Below are 18,931 nucleotides of genomic sequence, written 5' to 3'. Positions count from 1 at the left end.
GGAACTCGATATTATTCACATGTAATAGACTTGAACTTATAACCGAGAAACTCTATTGCATTGTGGTCATCGCTACCCCTATAATTTTCTGTATTATCAGGAGTCCAGCAATATTGCCCACCTTCTATATCGCCACCATTCATGACTTTTTGGTCTTTTGACAAAACCAAGTCGATGTCTTTGGTGGTACACCCCTCAAAGATTCCGTTTATATCTGCTTTTCCATATACTTTAGTAAGATTACCAAAGACAACTTTCTGAAGCCATGCACAACCGGAAAAAGCATTTTCTTCGATTTCTGTAACATCTGGAAGAGCTATAGATTTTAGCATTCCCCAACTCATAAATCCTTTTGAAGGAATCTTCTTACATCCCATCAATGTAAGATTTATACTGCAATACCCAGCTTCTGCAAGCCCATAATGTATTGCATCCAATACAGTACTATCTGTATCGTGAGCAAGGGTGAGATTGATGTTTGTCTTGCCCGCATCAAATTCATTCTTAACGGCTTCCACTATTTGCTCGAAAGTGATAGCTTCATCTGCCAATGAAACAACAGTAGCATCCAGTGCATAACTTTTACCCTTTACTGTTGCTTGGGAGAATTTATAAGCAGCTAAAGACGTTCCCTCATATTTCACGGTAACAGACGAGCTCTCTTCAAAATTGCCATACAAAAAGGCATTGCCATTATTGTCTGAAGTAAGACTATAGGTGACTTCTATTGGACCACTACCTTGGGCTGGAACGAACTTGTTGGTAACAACTGTTATTGCTTTATTTGGAATCGTCGCAATACGGAGGCGTGAATAGCTTCGTGTCGCATTAGAAAAAGATACAGTTATTCCCTCGCCATTAGGGGTGATTTGTGCTGTTCCTTCAATGTATTCATCCATTCCTGGGACCTTGCCTTCTTTCAAAGTTAATTTGCCAGATTCCCATTTGTAATTAGGGGCATAATATACATGAGGTATAAATGGCACTTCGTCTTCTTTATAAGCAGGCTCGCCACTTGTCAATTCCCATTTATTGCCATTATATGTAAAAGTTGCATACTTAGCCCCTAAAGTACGGCTATTTACCTCCAAAAGCAGCTCATCTCCAGCTTCCCATGAAATCTTGCCTTCATCAGGTGTACCTACAGCACGAGTCTGTGAATCTCCGAATGTTGGGAAATCACCAACAACAAACTGAATATTGCTCTTGCCTGTTTTTACGGTTGTATTTTCTATATCGCTTGTACATGATACCGCTACTATAGTAGCGATAACTAATATGATGTATTGAAATATCTTTTTCATATTCCTGTTCTCTAATTACTTGAGTTCTTCTTCGTTGTCGTTATCCCAACCTGCCAAATCATCAGAACTAATTTGGGTTAGTTCTACTTTGTTTTTTCCAATGTTGAGTTCATAAGTGTAGCGATAACCTTCCTCAAATTCTGTAGGTGTCTTCATTTTTACAAAAAAATTCTTGTTGTCTAACTCGAATTTCAAGAAAATCTCTCCAGTTGCGTATGAGCCAGGTATTACTATTGCAGAAAACTTGTTGGTATCGTGCTTACAAGCTGTTACCCAATCAGGATTGCCAGTAGGCTGATCCATAACAAGCTTTCCCTGTTCTTGGTCAATCTTAAAAGTGACATTCATATGTTTAGAGTATACCTGTGGTTCACTAATGTCCATATTAGGATAATCAGCTGTGCCAACATGATATGTTATCATAACCAAAGCCATACGATGTTTCATTGGAATATCTACATACCTATCATACCTATCAGGGTCTTCGTGCCAATAGCCATTAATTAAATCGGCAGACTTTAATGCCTCTGATGAGTCTTGATTTTTAGGCAAATCAAACTTATCAAATTTATACTCTGATGGATATACTGCCAATATCGTATGTTTGCCGGACTTATCTAACCAGTGGAAACGGCTATCACGAGACCATGTCTTGTTGTTACCATCATAAGTAAGATGGATAGAGTCACCTGGCGCAGTCTCGTCTGTAAACACCTGTACATTAATTTGATTTCCATCTTCCCACTGGTTACCATAATAATCCAATGTGTTAACACGAGTCTGTACACCCCCGATGGAGAAGGTCGCGTTAATTTCTTGCCCACTTAGAAAGGGAGTTATATCCTCATTTTGCGTACATGCAGCAAAGCTCATTGCCATCAATGCGAATACTGCATAGGAAATTTGTATTGTCTTCTTCATAATCATCTGTTTTTTTGTAGTTAGTGAGTTAGTGAGCGATCAAACTCACTAACCCTGTATTTCCTATCGTACTTTCTTTATCATCGTCATTGCTGTTCGGCGTCGAGATCGCCTCCGTCATAGGACCTCCATGCTGTAATATCTGCATTTTCAATTACTATACCAGTATTGTTGACACGTATAATATATGTGTACCTATTACCACCCTTAAACTCATTGTTGGTCGGTGAATTCAATGATGTTGTATAAGTGTTGATCGTGCCATTCGCAGCTACATTTAGTTCAATATCCATTTTATTATTTTCCAAAGGCTGAGGAAATAATATAAACTCACAGGTAGCATCATCTTTTAAGCTTTTATTATCTACAGAGAAGGGGATAGAAGAGTCTCTTTCCCCAGTAGTTGTGACTCCACCTGTTCTTGTATTAACAGAACCTTTTGTGTAGATATTTTTCAAACTTAAATCACCTTTAAGATTTGCATATTCTGCATTAATACCATTGCCAGCCTTAATAATCAGCTGTATCATACTCATGCAATGCTTGAAGTTGTTGTCTCCAGTAAACTTCACTTGGGGAGAAGATTTACTGGCAGTTGCGCCTGACGCAAAAAGGAAGTCGGCCGGGCATGGAACACCTTCCTCTACCATTGCCATACTCCAATTATAGATGGTGCCGTCGTCGTCAACGTTTTCTTGATATGGATAATAGGCACTGAAAACGGTGTTTTCCGTTGCGTCGGCAAAGTATATCGGAGAACTTGACTCGAATATTCCATTGCCTAATGATGTTGTATATTTCACATTGTTTCCCGTTGTATAGCCCGCAGAAGTTACATATACGCCTATGGCATCATTTTCAGACCATGAGTTATTTACAGTAGCACGTGTGATGGTCTTGAAGATGTCTGCTTGTACGGTTGCTGTAACAAGACTACCGTTGTCCACTTCCTCGTTGTCATTAGTGCAAGCTGCAAACAGCAATGCTGTGGCAGTGATATATAAGAATTTGAAAGTCTTCATAATCGTTGTATAAAAGTTGTTATTCAGCTATATTCTCATTGTTATTTCGCACCTCATTCCAAGCTTCGATAGTACCAGTAAGAACTACACCTGTTCGAGTAAGCTTCACTGTGGTATAGTAGTATCGGTTGCCCCCCTTGAGATCTGACTCCATTGTCCAAACGAACGGAGCATCATAACCATTCTTCAAGTCAAACACAAGTTCTCTGGTCGTTGATGTCGTTGGAAGCAAGATTGCCTCGTATTGCTCGCCTGCTTTAGTAGTCTTCATCGTAATGTCGGTAGGATTTCCTTCGTCAGAGATGGTACCATCTACAAGATTGTAGGTGGCTGTTGTATTTTGGTCTTTTATAGTGACCGTCATATCTTTGAGTTCGTCTTGAGTCAATCCATTGCCAGCCTGAACATTCAGTATCAAGTTGCTCAATTGATGATTAAACTTCAATTCAACCTGTGGTGTTGCTTTATTACATCCAGTAGTCTTGGCATACATGAAGTCGATTGCTTCCTGATTTGTTTGGTCGGCTACGTTGAGTGCCACCTTGTAATTGTTGACCGTTGTCTGTGGATAGTAAGAATAGAAGTCCACATCTCCGTCAATAGGGAAGTAAATGGTCTTTCCTCCACTGATAGGTGAGAATGTGTAACCACCATCTGTCTGATAAGCCACATTGTCGACGCCCTCTTTGATTGCATCCGCCGAGAGAGTCTTGTTAGCTTCTATCATAAAGATACCGATTATGTCATTTGTAGACCAATTAATATTAACGGCACGGGTGCTTGCGTTGATGCCACCGGTAAACTGCACGGCTACCTTGTCATTCTGTGTCATAGGCGAGTCTTCGCTGCTGCACGAAACCATAGCACCAGCAAAGAGTGTAAAGGCGAAAAGTTTTGTTATCTTTCTCATAATATAAATATTTTAAAAGTTGTTGTTATTTTATTTCTACTTCGTTGTTGAGGTCTTTCCAATTATTGATGGTCGCATCGAGATTCATCTTGGGTTGCATCTTGTTGTGCTTGAACCGCAACTCATATTTTCCTCCCACCTTCATCATTGGAGCCGTGATGTCATATTCCTGCAGAGTTTCGTTAGGGAGCAAAAGGCGGAGATAAATATGAGAAGCTGCACTGGCCGGTGTTGTGGGCATGAGCCGGATGACTTCCGACTGTAGGGTCGTCCCCGTGGCCAGGATGGTAGGAAGTTCCACTTCCACAGGCTCGATACTCGGCAAGCCATAGTCGCCGTCGTCATTCTTCTGCGTAGGAAACAAGCATAGGGCAGCATCCATTGCCTTGCCACTCATCTCTGTGCCCTTCGGCACGTCTTCGATGATGATGGTCAATTCGGCAAGCACGCTCTTCATAGGATTCTGTACCACGTAGTAACCTTCTTCGAGATCTATCCTGATATCGGTTACACCAAAATAGGCATTGTCCTTCACATTCTTGGGGTTCGTCAAGCCTATCATGATGTTGTCCCAATTCGACAACGTTTTTGTTATTTCGCCGATGGTGAAAGGTTCCGTGAGATTGGTTGTCGTCAAGATACGATAGTCGCCTTCTGCGAGAAAGAAACGTTGGTTGGCTATTTCTTGTGCACTTCCATAATTTTCTTCTTCCACTAAAGAATCATTATCAGCATTGAATATCCAAAGCTTGACATCCTCCACTTTCGTGCCTTGGTCTGCCTCGTCTTGCCAAGTGAGCGAGATGGACAAGCCTTTTTCATCCTCGCCATCATGATGGTCGCAACTTGCCAATAGGCATGGGACACATAGCAGCATCCACGACCAAATAGTAAATATACTTTTTACTTTCATTTTATCTTGTGCTTTTATGGGTTACTGATTATGGTTATTTGAGTAGCATTGTCACTTATGGCATGTCAGAAAATGATACGGCGCGAAAATAGTGTTTTGGTTGAAAAAAAGGTGTCCACTTGCCCTGTTCATGTGTCTACTTCCTATCCAAAAAGGTGTCGCTTTCCTATGAATGCGACAATGATTATTCCTGATTTGAGTCTTTTTTGAGGGCATTTATCGGTCGCAGGTCTCTCCATTCTGTCGGTGTGCATCCTTCTCTTGATTTAAAAATCCGGTATAGATAGGTTCGGGAAGAGAAGCCGCATTCAGCAGAAATGATGTCATTGCTATAGTCCGGATATTCTAACATCATCTTTTTGGCCGCGTCGAAACGTATATCACTGAGCCATATCCTGAATGTAGATTTCAAGCATTGGCTGAAGAACATTGTTAATTCATCTTTGGAGATACAGAGAGAACGGGAAAGCGTCAGCATATTTACGGCACTGTCCTTATACCCTAAGTCTGCACACCATTTGTCAAGGCTTTTCTGGATAAAGTTTTTACGCTCTTCCGACAATTGCTGCTGTAGAGATTCTGTTCCTTTCTCGGCTGTCTCCTGTTGCTTGCCGAGATGCGTCCATGCTTCCCTATGATTCACTTTATTCGTTTTCATTGCAGCTTTGTTTTCCTCTTCCTTGTCCAAAAGTTCTTCTGTAGGGACGTAGTTGCTGCCGAGAGCGATAAAGGTGAGGTTAAAGAACAGCAGAGCGAGCAATGCCATAGGACCCACAATAAACAATAAGGAGGTGGAAAGGATGGCAAACGGCATGGCGATGGTTGCAAGCCAGAGAATGACAATGCTTGCTCTGGAATATCGCACGTATGGCAGCATATCTGTTGCCGCCATAGTCTCCAACATGTTTTTACGCTTGATCATCTCGCGGACTATCATGTATATGCAATAGGCCACGCTCACGCAAAACAATGCCAGCATCACATAGAGCCATGCTCCAATGTGCAAGCTATGATGTAGTTTTGTCCCTATGCAAAAGGCAATGATGATGGCTGCATAAATGATTCCGCAGACCAGATTCATCTTCTTGCGATTGGCACGAGTGGTTTCAAGATTGTAGATTCCCATAGAGATGAGCGAGAAACATGGAGTGTAGATGAGGATGTTTACAACTGCGCCCAAATCATCGTCCGTGGCGCGGAATCCGAATACCATCTGTATCAAATACTGTATTGCCATGCCTATTATGGCGGTGAATATCATCCAACGTGAACGTTCATACCGTTTGTTCTCCCAACTTATATGTAAATGAGGAATTGCGACTACGAAGGCGTTGATGAGCATGAAAATGAAACATGCGAACTGGAGTAGGTATAATGAGTCCATGAACAAATTATTTACGTTAACATGTGTCGATATAAGTATCAAATAAAGTTCGTTGAATAATAGGAACTTAGCGATAAAAATGTTAAGTTAATAAAATTAAAAATAACAATAAAACAAATGCTGCTATATTTCTGGAGGCTAAAGTTAAAGAGTTTTTATTGTATGGCAGACAATTTTTTCAAAGAATTTGCATCACAACCGGAAAAAATAATCAATACACAAGAAACAAACGCTTTTGTTTGCCCGTGTAGTTTCTTCTCTCTATATTTGTGTCCGTACACTTGCATAGCGTTGCAGGTCCCTGCATTTTATTGATTACGAGAAGCGTTTAAAGATATTATCCTAACATTGAAACTTCGACACTTTCAGAATAACTGGATAGTAGACAACTGAACGCTCACGTTCCTTCTTTGTTATATATATTCATGCCAGGCATGGGTATGTCTTCAAGAATAGAAGGGCGTGGGCTGTTGTTTATATCAGTTATTCGGGCAGTCGAAGGCCTCAATGTTAGATATATCAACAGTTCCCACGCCTCTTTTTATGAAAAAATCATTCAGTTCGGGAATTACTGAATAATTTAATTCTGGTATTATTATGAACAAAACGAAAACGTTTAAAAGGCTGCATCCTATCATGTTAGTCTTTTTGTTTTGTGTGTGCATGACCACGCTTTCCTATGCCCAGCATGTGGTTTCGGGTGTTGTCAAGGATGTGACCGGTGAACCTGTCATCGGAGCGAATGTAGTCGAAAAAGGGACTACGAATGGTTCCATTACCGATATCGACGGTAAATTCTCTTTTCCCATCTCCAGACCGGCGGTTACGTTGTCTGTTTCCTACATCGGTTATCAGCCGCAAGATTATGCTTACAAGGGGCAGGAAAATGTGATCATCACATTGAAAGAAGACTTGCAAAACCTGGACGAAGTCGTGGTCGTCGGTTACGGTGTGGCCAAGAAGCGGGACTTGACTGGTTCGGTAGCCTCCGTAAAAGGAGAAAAATTGAAAGAGACCGCTTCGCTGAGTGCCGTACAAGCGATGCAGGGGAGAGCAGCGGGTGTGACGATTATACAAACAAGTGCGAAGCCAGGTGAAGAGGCGAGCATACGTGTTCGCGGAAACCGTTCGTTGAAGGCGACAAACGAACCGTTGTATGTTGTCGACGGTATTCCGATCGTAGTCGGGTTGAACGAATTGAGTCCTTCGGATATCGAATCGATCGAGGTTTTGAAAGATGCTTCCGCGACGGCTATCTACGGTTCGCGTGGAGCGAATGGCGTGATCCTGGTAACGACTAAAAAAGGAAAAGAAGGAAGAGTCCAGATTGATTACAACGGTTATGTGGGTGTACAACAAGCTGCCCGTAAAATAGAAATGTTCGACGGGGCGGAATGGGTCGATCTTGTGCGTGAAGCGAATCGGGCGACATCGAAGACTACTCCGTACCCGCTTGTCCCGACATTGGACTGGGATAGGAAAATCGGTTATTTCAATGCCGATCCGAATGTGATCGGAAAGATAGAACAGGCCTATGACGAAGCTGGGAATTGGTGTCCTGAACGTTTGCCTTACAATAGCTGGACGGATGAGGCGTTGCGAGTGGCTCCGATCCATAACCACGAGATCAGTGTAAGGGGCGGAACGGAAAAACTGAAGATGCTGGCTTCCGCTACTTATTTCGGACAAGACGGAATTGTAAAAGGACAGGATTACCGCCGCTACTCGATCCGTGTCAATTTTGATTGGACGCTGAACAGGTTTGTCAAAGTTGGTGGTTCGACCTCTTTTTCCCATGTCGACAGGAATAACGGAAGTAACTTGTATAGTGATGTGAAAGGCGTATATCCTTTGGCTGATATCCACGATACGGACGGCCGCCTGATTACTACCCGTCCGGGAAATGACCCCCAGCTTTGGAATCAGTTCCTGAATTTGGACAACATGAAGAAGGAGATAAAGAAAGATCGTTTCTTGGGGAGCTATTATCTGGATGTTACGCTTCCGTTCGACATCAAATACCGTTCGAATGTCGGTATCGACATTGGGCCTTGGTATGGAAACGAGTTCTACGGATCGTTGAGTTCGGACCGTTCCGGCAGTCCGGCGCGTGCTGTCAATTCACGTGACAACCGTCGTATGTACACGTGGGAAAACCTGTTGTTCTATAACAAGACATTCAAAAAAGATCATACCTTGGGCCTAACTTTCTTGCAATCCATCCAGCAGGAGACATACGAGAAGTCGGAAATCAAGGTGAAAGACCTTCCTTATGAGAATCAGACTTGGAACAATGTCGGTTCGGCCCAGACGATCGAGTCCTTGTCGAGCGATTACCAACGTTGGAATCTGGCTTCTTTCATGGGTCGTGTGAATTATAGCTACAAAGACCGCTATCTGCTGACGGTGTCTGCCCGTTACGACGGCTCTTCCCGTTTGGCGCCGGGGCATAAATGGGTGTTGTTCCCCTCTGCTGCTCTTGCATGGCGTGTCAAGGAAGAATCGTTTCTGAAAGATGTCGACTATCTGAGTAATTTGAAACTCCGGCTGGGTTGGGGGATCACCGGCAACACGGCCATCGATCCTTATAAGACACAGGGCAGCCTCGAATACGGGCGTTACAGCTATGGCTCGAACGGTGTGCTGGCCTTCTATCAGAAAGAGATGCCGAACCCGAACTTGTCATGGGAAAAGACCGAGCAATGGAATGCCGGCGTCGATTTCGGTTTTTTGAACGGCCGGATCGGAGGTAGCGTGGATTTGTATCTTCAGAACACGAACGATCTCTTGATGGACCGCCAGTTGCCGATTGTTTCCGGTTTCGGTAATGTGACGACCAATATCGGGCAGATCCGCAACAAAGGTCTGGAAGTAACCTTGAATACGGTCAATATCGATACGAAAGATTTCAAATGGACGACCGACTTCATGTTCTCCGTCAACAAGGAAGAGATCGTGGAACTCTATAACGGGAAAGTCGATGACGAAGGGAATAAATGGTTTATCGGCCAACCCGTGAAAGTGTTCTATGATTATAAGTCCGACGGTATCTGGCAATTGGAAGATGCAGCCGAACTCGAAAAGTGGGGCGGTGTCTTCAAACCCGGCGATATCAAGATCGTAGACCGCAATGGCGACTATAAGATCACATCCGAAGACCGCTTTATCCTTGGCCATGAGAACCCGACCGTGACGTTGAGCATGAGTAATTATTTTAATTATAAGGATTTTGATTTCAGTTTCTTTCTGAACGGTGCTTTCGGACAGACAAAATCTTTTGATAGAGGCTGGAGTTTAAACGGACGTTATAATGGTGCGAAAGTGAACTACTGGCGTATTGTCGGAGAAGATGAAAACGGCAATCCGATCAGTAACCGCAGTAACGAGGCTCCGCGTCCGAATATCGACTTCGAGAATCCAAACTACATTTCTTCCCTTTACAAGGAAGACGCTTCATTCCTGAGAATCGGGCAGGTGACGTTGGGCTATACCTTGCCGAAGGCCTTGTCACAGAATGTCGGCATCCAAAAGTTGCGTGTGTATGCAACCGTACAGAACGCGCATGTCTTTACTGGCTATTCGGGAACGGATCCCGAAAGTGGAGGCGACTTTAACGAACCGATGCCGAGGACGTACCTGTTTGGTGTGAACCTGAGCTTTTGATAATAACTAACATGATAAATAGACGATAGTATGAAAAATATAATAAAATATGGTTTGCTGTCTTTAGTGGCAGCGGCCGGCGTGTCGTGCGAATCATTCCTGAATGAAAAGGTGGTCAGCGGTGTGTCGTATGATTATCTGGAAACAAAGACCGGTATAGAAACTGCTGTGAACGGTGTCTATTCGACCATGCGCTGGTATGTCGGTGGCGAGCGTTATTATTGCCTGACCGAGTATGGTGTGGATTATGTCTGGGAAGGAGCAGATGGCGGAAATAAGGATGCTTTCAATAAATATGGCAATCAGTTGAACTCTTCTTTCGGCATGTTGTATGAATTTTGGGAAAATGGCTACAAAGGAATCAACCGGGCTAATACGGCTTTGATGTATTTGCCGAAAGTGGGAGATATGACCGATAACGAGAAAATGGCGCGAGAAGGTGAACTCCGTTTCATGCGTGCTTATTTCTATTTTGACCTGGTCCAGCAGTTCGGACGCATTCCGCTATTGAGCGAAGGAAATGTTTCGCAGATCATAACCGATTTTCCGCGTGCGTCGGTTGCCGATGTGTATGCTTTTATCATTAGTGACCTGCGCTATTCGTTCGATATCCTGCCCGATGTTGCCATGCAGGCAGATCGTGGCCGTGCAACCAAATGGGCGGCAGCCAACTTGCTTTCTAAAGTCTACCTGACAAGAGGCAGCGCCGTGAAAGACCAACGCGGACAGAAACCGACCGACATGGATAGTACCGCCTATTTTGCCGAGGCTGTGATCAACTCCGGAAAGTTTGCCTTGGAACCGGACTATTCCATGACGTTCGATCAGGACAGGCAGAAAGTGTCTTCGGAAACGATTTGGGGTGTCGAGTTTACGAATGATGTGTTGTTTAACGGTTCGGAAGGAAATAAGATGCATTTGTATTGGGTTCCGACATACGAGAAATTGCCGGGAATGGAGCGTGACCTACAGCAAGGACGCGCTTGGAAACGTATGCGGCCTACTCCATTTTTGCAGACCGAGTTGTTTGACCATTTGAATGACTCGCGTATGTATAAGACGTTTAGCTGGGTGTTCTATGCAAACAAAGCATCTTCTATTCCGGTCTGGAAAGACAGGTATTATTACATTGATGAAGATGGTAAGGAAACGGATGATTTGCTTTATGAAACGCCAACCGGATTAGTCGGAAAACCGAAATTTGAGTTGGGTGATACTGCGGTTTACTTCACTCCGAAATATTATGGAGCCAAGGATTATAAAGGAGCAGTGATTGACAAGGCGAAAAACCGCCAGATGCAGTTGGATATAGCGAAAGCCCGTTATACATTGATCCCGGTAGATGAAAATACGAACCACTTTTTCCCTTGCCTGAAGAAATGGCTCGATACGCAACGTCCGGATATGAACTACGAACAGGGAGGACGTAACTTTGTCCGTATGCGTTTGGGTGAGACTTATCTGACTGCTGCCGAAGCTTATGGCAGAAAGGGCGATTTCGAGAAGGCGGCCGCGCTGATCAACATCGTTCGTAAACGTGCTGCTTATAAGGAAGGAGAGGACAAACCGCAGGAGTGGTGGCAGATCGATGGTGGCAATGTGGCTGACTTGGCCGGTTCGACTGAAAAGTCAATGCTGGTGACTCCGGCAGAGCTCAGTAACGATTTTGTCGGTTTTATCCTGGATGAACGTGCCCGTGAAACTTACGGCGAAATGAACCGATGGGTGGATTTGGTACGTACGGAAACTTTATATGAGCGTGTGAAGAAGCTTAACCCGGATGCCGCCCCGAACATAAAGGAATATCACAAACTTCGCCCGATCCCGCAAAACCATATCGACCGCCTGTCTCCGAAACCGGCTGTCGAAGAAGCGCAGAATGAAGGATACTATTAATAGTTGAAAGTTGAGAGTTAAAAGTGAAAAGTTGAAATAACAACAAAAAACTTTCAACTCTCAACTCTCCACTTTCAACTCTTTTTTACTCTTCTTCCGCAAACATCGGGTCCCAAGCCGGTAGCCGGGTCGGTGTTTGTTTTAATACTTCCTTAACCTTGTCGGTAATGAATTTTTTGTTGACAACCAGGCGGAACATGTATTCGTTGAACCATTCGTCCGTCATGATCAGATGACCGTTGTTGGCACCCGGTCCCCAACTGTTTTCCACCATCCATTTCTTCGGTTGGCCGTTGGCATCCAAATCTACCGCCATCAGCGTCATGGCGTGGGAAGAACCGCTGGCGAATGTCTGGATACGCTGTTTCTTGTCCATGCCGAAAGTCGTGCCCATCAGCGAACCATAGTCGTAATAGTTGACATCGAGTATTCCGCGGGTACGGTCGAAAAATTTGCCTACATCGCAGGAGAAATACATCATGGTGCTGTCCTTGATAGAGGCGATCGCCATTTTTTTGATATCTTCTATCGGAAGGTTGACATATGTCCAGTTCTTGCCGTCATAGGCATGGCGGTCAAAGTCGATCTCGTATAGTTTGTAGTAGTCGCGGCTCGGATCGTTCATCAGCATGACATAGTTGTCTTTCAAATCTTCACCCACGAATTTCTGATAGAACGATTGCGGGGTGTATTCTTTTGTCTCGACCGGTTTGCCGCTTGCGTCTTTGCGTGTCCAGGTGAATTTCGTAGGAGGTTCTCCGAGGTTGAGGACCAACATACGGTAGATTTCGCCTAACATCTCGGTTTTACGTTTTGCCAGCGCTTCCGGTTTCAAGCCTTTTGCATCGCGCAGTTCCAATCCGTATTCTTTCAGTTTCAGGCCGATCAGGTTGGACATGCGGCTGGTATTTTCGCTACTGTAGGTTTCGACCATGACATCGGAAGGAACGATACCGTATTTCATCAGGTTGTCGGATATGCCGGTAAACTGTCCGCCGTCTCCGATCGGGTTCTTGAACAGCCATTCCACCATCTTGTCGTTGATCGGCTTTTCCCGTGTGTCGATAATCCCTTGCAGGAAAAGGTTTGCCTTCTCAAGCTGGTCCCAGAAGAAGTTATAGTTCTGCGAGAGTTCGAATTCCGGCAGGTTGTACTTGGCGATGACCTGCGCACGTATCACATTCAGCCCCGTAAACAACCAGCAACGACCGGATGATTTTTGGTTCGTGATGCCTTTACTGTTCACTTTATTGGAAAAGTAAGTGTCAAAATTGTTTTTACTGTCGTTGTTGACTGCCAGGCGGTTGATGTCGTTGCCTGCGATCGCGTTGTGAATGGCTTTGTCGGCTGGCGTTCCTTTGTAGGCTTGCTTGATTTCCTGCAACATTCCGGAAGAGATACCGCCTGCCGGCTTGTCCTGCCCGTAAGCCGATAACGATAGCCCGAATGCAAGAGCCGTTATCCACAGATTCTTCTTTCTCATGATATAATTCGTTTAGTTTTTAAGTGTTCTGTTACAAAAGTAGTTTAATTTCTTTATATATGGAACAGCAGGTCGCGCAGTCCGGCAATATCCTTGACGATATAGTCGGCTCCGGCTTGTGATAACTCTTCCCGGTTGCCGTAGCCGTAAAGCACACCGATCGAATTGAGTTTGTTCTCTTTGGCCCCGATGATATCATGTTTGCGGTCGCCGATCATGACAACTGATGAATGGTCCGCCATGTCATTGCTTTCCAATACATGGCGGATTACATCTCCTTTCGTATAGAAAGAACCGTCTAAGCCGCTGCCGGCAACGAAAGTGAAGTAGCGGGCGATATCGAAATAGTCCAGTATGCGTTTGGCAAAGACTGTCGGTTTGGATGTCGCCAGCATCAGGATACGTCCTTGCCGGGTCGCCTCTTCTAAAAAGTCTTTCATGCCGTCATACAGTTTGTTCTCATAAATGCCGGTGTCGGTATAACGTTCCCGGTACTTTTCCGCAGCCTCTTTGGCTTGTTCGTCCGTGAAATGGTAGAACTCGCGGAACGAATCCAGAAGGGGAGGACCGATAAAAGGACATAACTCGCGAAGGTCGTTTACCTGTATGCCGAAATGGTTCAATGCGTATTCGACGCATCGGGTGATGCCGATCATCGGATCCGTAATCGTGCCGTCCAGATCCAGCAGGATGTATTTGTACTCTTTCATTTATTCTTCTTTATACCATGATGAGTACATGTGATAGTTCTTGGCTATCTTCTGGTTGATCTCCTTTGCCTGTTCCGGGTCTACTTTCTTTACGAACTTTGCCGGTACGCCGGCGTAGATGCTTCCCGGCTCGACGATGGTCTTGCTCAACACGACCGATCCGGCAGCGACGATCGCACCTTCACCGATCATGGCGTGGTCCAGTACGACCGATCCCATCCCGATCAGGGCGCCGTTGCATATCTTTGCCCCGTGGATCGTGACATTGTGTCCGACCGAAACGTCGTCTCCTATCTCGATTGTCGATTTCTCGTATAAGGTGTGCAAGACAGAGCCGTCCTGTATATTCACCCCGTTACCGATCCGGATGGAGTTTACATCACCTCGCAGCACGGTCCCAAACCAGATGCTGCAACCTTCGCCTATCTCAACATCGCCGATAATGGTGGCGTTGTCTGCTAAAAACGTGTCTTTACCTATTTTGGGTGTAAAGCCTCTTACTGATTTTATTAAAGCCATAACTTTTTAATTGACAATTAATAATTGACAATTGACAATTTAAGGGGAGAACGACAAACCTATTGTCAATTGTCAATCGTCCGTTGATTAAATTTCTGCCGTTTTTTCTTTTAACCAAGCCTTCTCTTCTTCGTCCAGATGCGGGCTTATCAGGTCGTATACCATTTGGTGGTATTTGTTCAGCCAGGCATGTTCGCGTACGGAGAGCATGGACGGGATGACCAGCTTCGTGTCGATGTAGCATAACGTTAATGTCTCGAAACCGAGGAATTTTCCAAATTCCGTTTCACTGTCTTCACGGATCAGAACCATATTCTCGGTACGGATGCCATATTCGCCGGGGCGGTACAAGGCCGGTTCGTCGCTCATCACCATGCCCGGTTCCAAGATTACCGGGTTTTCTTCCATGCGGATGCTTTGTGGCCCTTCGTGCACGTTCAGGCAATGACCGATGCCGTGGCAGGTCCCGTGCAGATAGTTGATGCCGGCATCCCACAAGGCTTTACGGGCGAAAGCGTCGATCAGGCAACCCCGTATGCCGGCAGGAAATTTGCATTTGGCAATTCCGATCGTGCCTTTCAGAGCGCGGGTGAAATCTTTTTTCATCTGTTCGCTTGGCTCGTCGCAAAGGGCGATCGTGCGGGTGATGTCGGTTGTTCCGTCCAGATATTGGGCTCCGGAATCGAGCAGGTACAAACTGTCTGTTTTCAGCTCCGTGTCCGTTTCGGGTGTGGGAGAATAGTGTACGACTGCTCCGTGAGGGCCGTAGCTGGATATGCTGGCAAAGCTGTCCATGACATATTGAGGCTGTTCGGCACGCAGTGCCGTCAGTTTGGCGGCGGCACTCAGTTCTGTTACCTTCTCTCCGGCTTTAAGCATCTTTTCCAGCCAAAAATAGAATTTGGTCATGGCGATGCCGTCTTTCAGGACAGCGTTGCGGAATCCTTTTATCTCTGTTTCGTTCTTGATGCTTTTCAGATGGTTGGCGGGCGAGATGCCTTCTACCAGGATGCAGCTTTCGGGCAGTGCGTTGTAGATGGCCACGTTGGTCCGTTTACTGTCGACAAACACCCGTGTCCGTTCAGGCAGCCGTGACAGGAAGGTCGCCAACATGCCGTAGTCGGCCAGTGTCACTCCTTCTTTTTTTAGATGTTCGGCTATTTCGGCCGGGAGTTTCTTCGGATTGACGAACAGCACGCTTTCCTTTTCGGAAACGAATGCGTAACTGATGGCGACCGGATTATAGGCAACGTCCGTCCCCCTGATATTGAAAGTCCAGGCTACTTCGTCCAATGCGGATAGGATGGTGCAGTCGGCTCCTGCCTTATGCAACATCTTGTTGATATCGAGAAGTTTGTCTTCGACTGATTTTCCGCTTAATTCGACCGGCATTTCAAATAGCGGCGCCTCCGGGATGGCGGGGCGTTCTTTCCAGATAGGATCGATCAGCGAAGCGTTTGTATTCAGTTTGATCTCTTTTCCCGCCAGCACTTTTTCCAGTGTGCGGGCATCTGCCAGGCTGTATGTTTCGCCGTTCAGTCCGACAGTCTGTCCCTCTTTCAGTTCATGCACTAAGAACTCCGGTATTGTCGGGGTTTCGGGCAGCATCATTTTGAAAAGCTCGATCCCTGTTCCTTCCAATTGGGTGGAGGCTTGCAGGAAATAGCGTGAGTCGGTCCAAAGTCCGGCTTTATCGGCTGTGATAACAACTGTTCCGGCCGAACCTGTAAATCCGGAAATCCATTCACGGTATTTCCAGCAATCGGCAGGATATTCACTCATGTGAGGGTCGGAAGTCGGAATGATATAAGCATCTATTTTATGCTGTTTCATTGCTTCCCTCAGGGCAGCAATGCGTTCGGAAATGTTTGTTTTCATCGCATTTTGTTTTATGTCAACATTACTATTGGCAAAGTTATTAAATTTCTTCGGACTACCATCTGGGCGATTGTTCCAAATTTTTGTAAAAAGATAGGATAATTACATCTAAATCGCCTGATTTACCGTTATTCTTTTCATAGAAATTCTTCCTACAATAGCTCAGTTTTCCAATGTTCAGGAAAACCCATAAGAAACGTGAAGTCAAAAAATAGGATGAAAGGATATTTTTGTATCTTTGCTAATGTATCTTTACGTGAAATGTGTATATGAGAAATATAATGTTATCGCTTATGACTGCAATGGCTATGACTGCCTGTTCGGGGCAGAAGGGTGAGAAGGCGGAAGCCGCTCAGGATAATTTCAACTATGTCGTGGATCAGTTTGCTGATCTTCAGATACTGCGTTACCGGGTTCCTGGATTCGAATCTCTTTCTTTGAAGCAGAAACAACTATTATATCATTTGTCGGTAGCTGCCCTGATGGGCCGAGATATCCTGTTCGACCAGAACTGTCGTTATAACCTGCCGATCCGCCGTACACTGGAGGCTGTTTATACCGGCTATAAAGGAGATCGAACGGATCCGCAGTTTGTCGCTTTGGAGACTTATCTGAAGCGGGTTTGGTTTGCCAACGGTATCCATCACCACTATGCGGAAGATAAATTCGCTCCCGGCTTTACGCCCGAATTCTTTCGGACTTGCATCGTGCAGGTCGGGGCTTCTGCTCTTCCGCTACGTGAAGGGCAGACGGTGGAACAGTTTGTTGCCGAGATCAGTCCCGTGATCTTTGATCCGGCCGTGATGGCGAAGCGTACGGTGCAAAGTGGCGATGTCGATTTGATCCGGGCTTCGGCCAACAATTATTATGGTGAAGGAGTCACCCAGGAAGAAGTCGAGGATTTCTATGCACGGATGAAAACCGGGAAAGATACGATTTCTCCGATCTCGTATGGCTTGAACAGCCGTTTGGTAAAAGAGAATGGCAAATTGGTCGAAAAAGTCTGGAAAGCAGGCGGCCTCTATTCTCCGGCAATCGAAAAGATAGTATCGGAATTGCAGAAAGCGGAGGCGTTTGCCGAGAACGGTGCACAAAAAGCAATCATTGGGAAATTGATCGAATATTATCAGACCGGCGACTTGAAAACCTTCGATGCCTATTCGATCCTGTGGGTGGAAGATACGGCATCGGATGTCGACTTTGTGAACGGTTTTATCGAGACATACGGTGATCCGTTAGGAATGAAAGCCAGTTGGGAGTCGACCGTGAACTTCATCAATAAAGAGGCAACAAAGCGGACGAAAGTGATCAGTAACAATGCGCAATGGTTCGAAGGCCATTCTCCGGTAGATAAACGGTTTAAGAAAGAAAAGGTAAAAGGAGTCAGTGCAAAAGTAATTACTGTTTCGATGTTGGGAGGCGATTGTTATCCGGCAACCCCGATCGGCATCAACCTGCCGAATGCCGACTGGATCCGCCGCGATCATGGTTCGAAATCCGTTACGATCGAGAATATCACCGAGGCATATGACAAAGCCTCTCAGGGGAATGGTTTCAATGAAGAATTTGTCTGGAGCGATAAGGAGCGCGAAGGATTGAAGAAATACGGATTCATCACCGACAATCTGCATACCGATTTGCATGAATGCCTGGGACATGGTTCCGGTAAATTGCTTCCCGATACCGATCCGGATGCTTTGAAGGCTTACAGTTCGACTTTGGAAGAGGCACGTGCCGATCTTTTCGGTTTGTACTATCTCGGAGATGCCAAGTTGGTGGAACTCGGACTTGTGCCGGATGCAGAGGCTTATAAGGCCGAATACTATAAATATATAATGAATGGCCTGATGACACAGCTGGTCCGGATCGAGCAGGGCAAGAATGTCGAAGAAGCCCATATGCGCAACCGTCAGCTGATTGCTAAATGGGCCTATGAAAAGGGAAAGGCTGATAACGTGATCGAACTGACGCAACGAGATGGCAAGACATATGTGGTGGTCAACGATTATGTCAAGCTGCGTGAACTGTTCGGTACTTTACTGGCGGAAGTGCAGCGTATCAAGAGCGAAGGCGATTTTGCTGCCGGAAAGGAACTGGTGGAAGAATATGGCGTGAAGGTCGATCCGGTTCTTCATGCCGAAGTGCTCGAACGCTATGCCAAATTGAACCTGGCTCCATACAAGGGATTTGTGAATCCGGTGATGAAGGAAGTCCGGAACGATAAAGGAGAAGTAGCGGATATCATACTGGATTATACCGAAGGGTATGCCGGCCAGATGTTACGCTACAGCAAGGAGTATTCGTTTTTACCTTCCTATAATGAATAAT

At 45.3% G+C, this 18,931-nt stretch carries 13 protein-coding genes; 3 read left to right on the top strand and 10 right to left on the bottom strand.

Going from position 1 to position 18,931, the window contains the following annotated elements:
• Positions 1–11 precede the first annotated feature (11 nt).
• The 6 genes from BQ9893_RS13805 to BQ9893_RS22170 form a co-directional block, all read right to left on the bottom strand.
• A complete protein-coding gene (locus BQ9893_RS13805; protein WP_075966563.1) occupies positions 12–1,304 on the bottom strand; it encodes a leucine-rich repeat domain-containing protein in 1,293 nt (430 codons plus the stop codon).
• 15 nt (positions 1,305–1,319) lie between these two features.
• On the bottom strand, positions 1,320–2,225 hold the full coding sequence (locus tag BQ9893_RS13800) for a fimbrillin family protein (RefSeq protein WP_167369877.1): 906 nt from the start codon (positions 2,223–2,225) through the stop codon (positions 1,320–1,322).
• A gap of 86 nt (positions 2,226–2,311) precedes the next feature.
• A complete protein-coding gene (locus BQ9893_RS13795) occupies positions 2,312–3,247 on the bottom strand; it encodes a fimbrillin family protein (protein WP_075966561.1) in 936 nt (311 codons plus the stop codon).
• Positions 3,248–3,266: 19 nt separating this feature from the next.
• Positions 3,267–4,109, bottom strand: coding sequence for a fimbrillin family protein (locus tag BQ9893_RS13790; protein WP_167369876.1), 843 nt, complete (start codon positions 4,107–4,109; stop codon positions 3,267–3,269).
• Between the two features lie 73 nt (positions 4,110–4,182).
• Complete coding sequence (locus BQ9893_RS13785; RefSeq protein WP_075966559.1) at positions 4,183–5,070, bottom strand: FimB/Mfa2 family fimbrial subunit; 888 nt, start codon at positions 5,068–5,070, stop codon at positions 4,183–4,185.
• Positions 5,071–5,254: 184 nt separating this feature from the next.
• Positions 5,255–6,307 carry a helix-turn-helix domain-containing protein gene (locus BQ9893_RS22170; protein ID WP_244155140.1) on the bottom strand — a complete coding sequence of 351 codons (1,053 nt, stop codon included), beginning with the start codon at positions 6,305–6,307 and terminating at the stop codon, positions 5,255–5,257.
• 744 nt (positions 6,308–7,051) lie between these two features.
• Here BQ9893_RS22170 and BQ9893_RS13770 point away from each other — a divergent pair.
• Entirely contained in the window at positions 7,052–10,117 is a 3,066-nt protein-coding gene (locus BQ9893_RS13770) for a SusC/RagA family TonB-linked outer membrane protein (RefSeq protein WP_244155139.1), read from the top strand.
• Between the two features lie 30 nt (positions 10,118–10,147).
• Positions 10,148–12,013, top strand: a complete 1,866-nt coding sequence (locus BQ9893_RS13765) for a RagB/SusD family nutrient uptake outer membrane protein (RefSeq protein ID WP_075966556.1) — start codon at positions 10,148–10,150, stop codon at positions 12,011–12,013.
• Between the two features lie 85 nt (positions 12,014–12,098).
• On the opposite strand, the gene BQ9893_RS13760 is transcribed toward BQ9893_RS13765, so the two are convergent.
• From BQ9893_RS13760 to BQ9893_RS13745, 4 genes are all read right to left on the bottom strand, one after another.
• Positions 12,099–13,496 (bottom strand): C1 family peptidase, encoded by a 1,398-nt coding sequence (locus BQ9893_RS13760; protein ID WP_075966555.1) that lies wholly within the window; start codon positions 13,494–13,496, stop codon positions 12,099–12,101.
• A gap of 53 nt (positions 13,497–13,549) precedes the next feature.
• Positions 13,550–14,206 carry an HAD hydrolase-like protein gene (locus BQ9893_RS13755; protein WP_075966554.1) on the bottom strand — a complete coding sequence of 219 codons (657 nt, stop codon included), beginning with the start codon at positions 14,204–14,206 and terminating at the stop codon, positions 13,550–13,552.
• On the bottom strand, positions 14,207–14,725 hold the full coding sequence (locus tag BQ9893_RS13750; protein ID WP_075966553.1) for a gamma carbonic anhydrase family protein: 519 nt from the start codon (positions 14,723–14,725) through the stop codon (positions 14,207–14,209).
• 87 nt (positions 14,726–14,812) lie between these two features.
• A complete protein-coding gene (locus BQ9893_RS13745; protein WP_075966552.1) occupies positions 14,813–16,603 on the bottom strand; it encodes an aminopeptidase P family protein in 1,791 nt (596 codons plus the stop codon).
• Positions 16,604–16,872: 269 nt separating this feature from the next.
• Between BQ9893_RS13745 and BQ9893_RS13740 the strand changes: the two genes are divergently transcribed.
• Positions 16,873–18,930, top strand: a complete 2,058-nt coding sequence (locus BQ9893_RS13740; RefSeq protein ID WP_075966551.1) for a dipeptidyl-peptidase 3 family protein — start codon at positions 16,873–16,875, stop codon at positions 18,928–18,930.
• The last annotated feature ends 1 nt before the right edge of the window (position 18,931 follow it).

The organism is Parabacteroides massiliensis (assembly GCF_900155425.1).
Lineage (GTDB): Bacteria > Bacteroidota > Bacteroidia > Bacteroidales > Tannerellaceae > Parabacteroides > Parabacteroides massiliensis.
This window is presented reverse-complemented; position numbering and strand designations above follow the sequence as displayed.

What these genes read in the sequence shown, in the direction of transcription:
- BQ9893_RS13805 (WP_075966563.1), bottom strand. Translation starts at nt 1,304, where the DNA reads ATGAAAAAGATATTTCAATACATCATATTAGTTATCGCTACTATAGTA.
- BQ9893_RS13800 (WP_167369877.1), bottom strand. Translation starts at nt 2,225, where the DNA reads ATGAAGAAGACAATACAAATTTCCTATGCAGTATTCGCATTGATGGCA.
- BQ9893_RS13795 (WP_075966561.1), bottom strand. Translation starts at nt 3,247, where the DNA reads ATGAAGACTTTCAAATTCTTATATATCACTGCCACAGCATTGCTGTTT.
- BQ9893_RS13790 (WP_167369876.1), bottom strand. Translation starts at nt 4,109, where the DNA reads ATGGTTTCGTGCAGCAGCGAAGACTCGCCTATGACACAGAATGACAAG.
- BQ9893_RS13785 (WP_075966559.1), bottom strand. Translation starts at nt 5,070, where the DNA reads ATGAAAGTAAAAAGTATATTTACTATTTGGTCGTGGATGCTGCTATGT.
- BQ9893_RS22170 (WP_244155140.1), bottom strand. Translation starts at nt 6,307, where the DNA reads ATGGCAATACAGTATTTGATACAGATGGTATTCGGATTCCGCGCCACG.
- BQ9893_RS13770 (WP_244155139.1), top strand. Translation starts at nt 7,052, where the DNA reads ATGAACAAAACGAAAACGTTTAAAAGGCTGCATCCTATCATGTTAGTC.
- BQ9893_RS13765 (WP_075966556.1), top strand. Translation starts at nt 10,148, where the DNA reads ATGAAAAATATAATAAAATATGGTTTGCTGTCTTTAGTGGCAGCGGCC.
- BQ9893_RS13760 (WP_075966555.1), bottom strand. Translation starts at nt 13,496, where the DNA reads ATGAGAAAGAAGAATCTGTGGATAACGGCTCTTGCATTCGGGCTATCG.
- BQ9893_RS13755 (WP_075966554.1), bottom strand. Translation starts at nt 14,206, where the DNA reads ATGAAAGAGTACAAATACATCCTGCTGGATCTGGACGGCACGATTACG.
- BQ9893_RS13750 (WP_075966553.1), bottom strand. Translation starts at nt 14,725, where the DNA reads ATGGCTTTAATAAAATCAGTAAGAGGCTTTACACCCAAAATAGGTAAA.
- BQ9893_RS13745 (WP_075966552.1), bottom strand. Translation starts at nt 16,603, where the DNA reads ATGAAAACAAACATTTCCGAACGCATTGCTGCCCTGAGGGAAGCAATG.
- BQ9893_RS13740 (WP_075966551.1), top strand. Translation starts at nt 16,873, where the DNA reads ATGAGAAATATAATGTTATCGCTTATGACTGCAATGGCTATGACTGCC.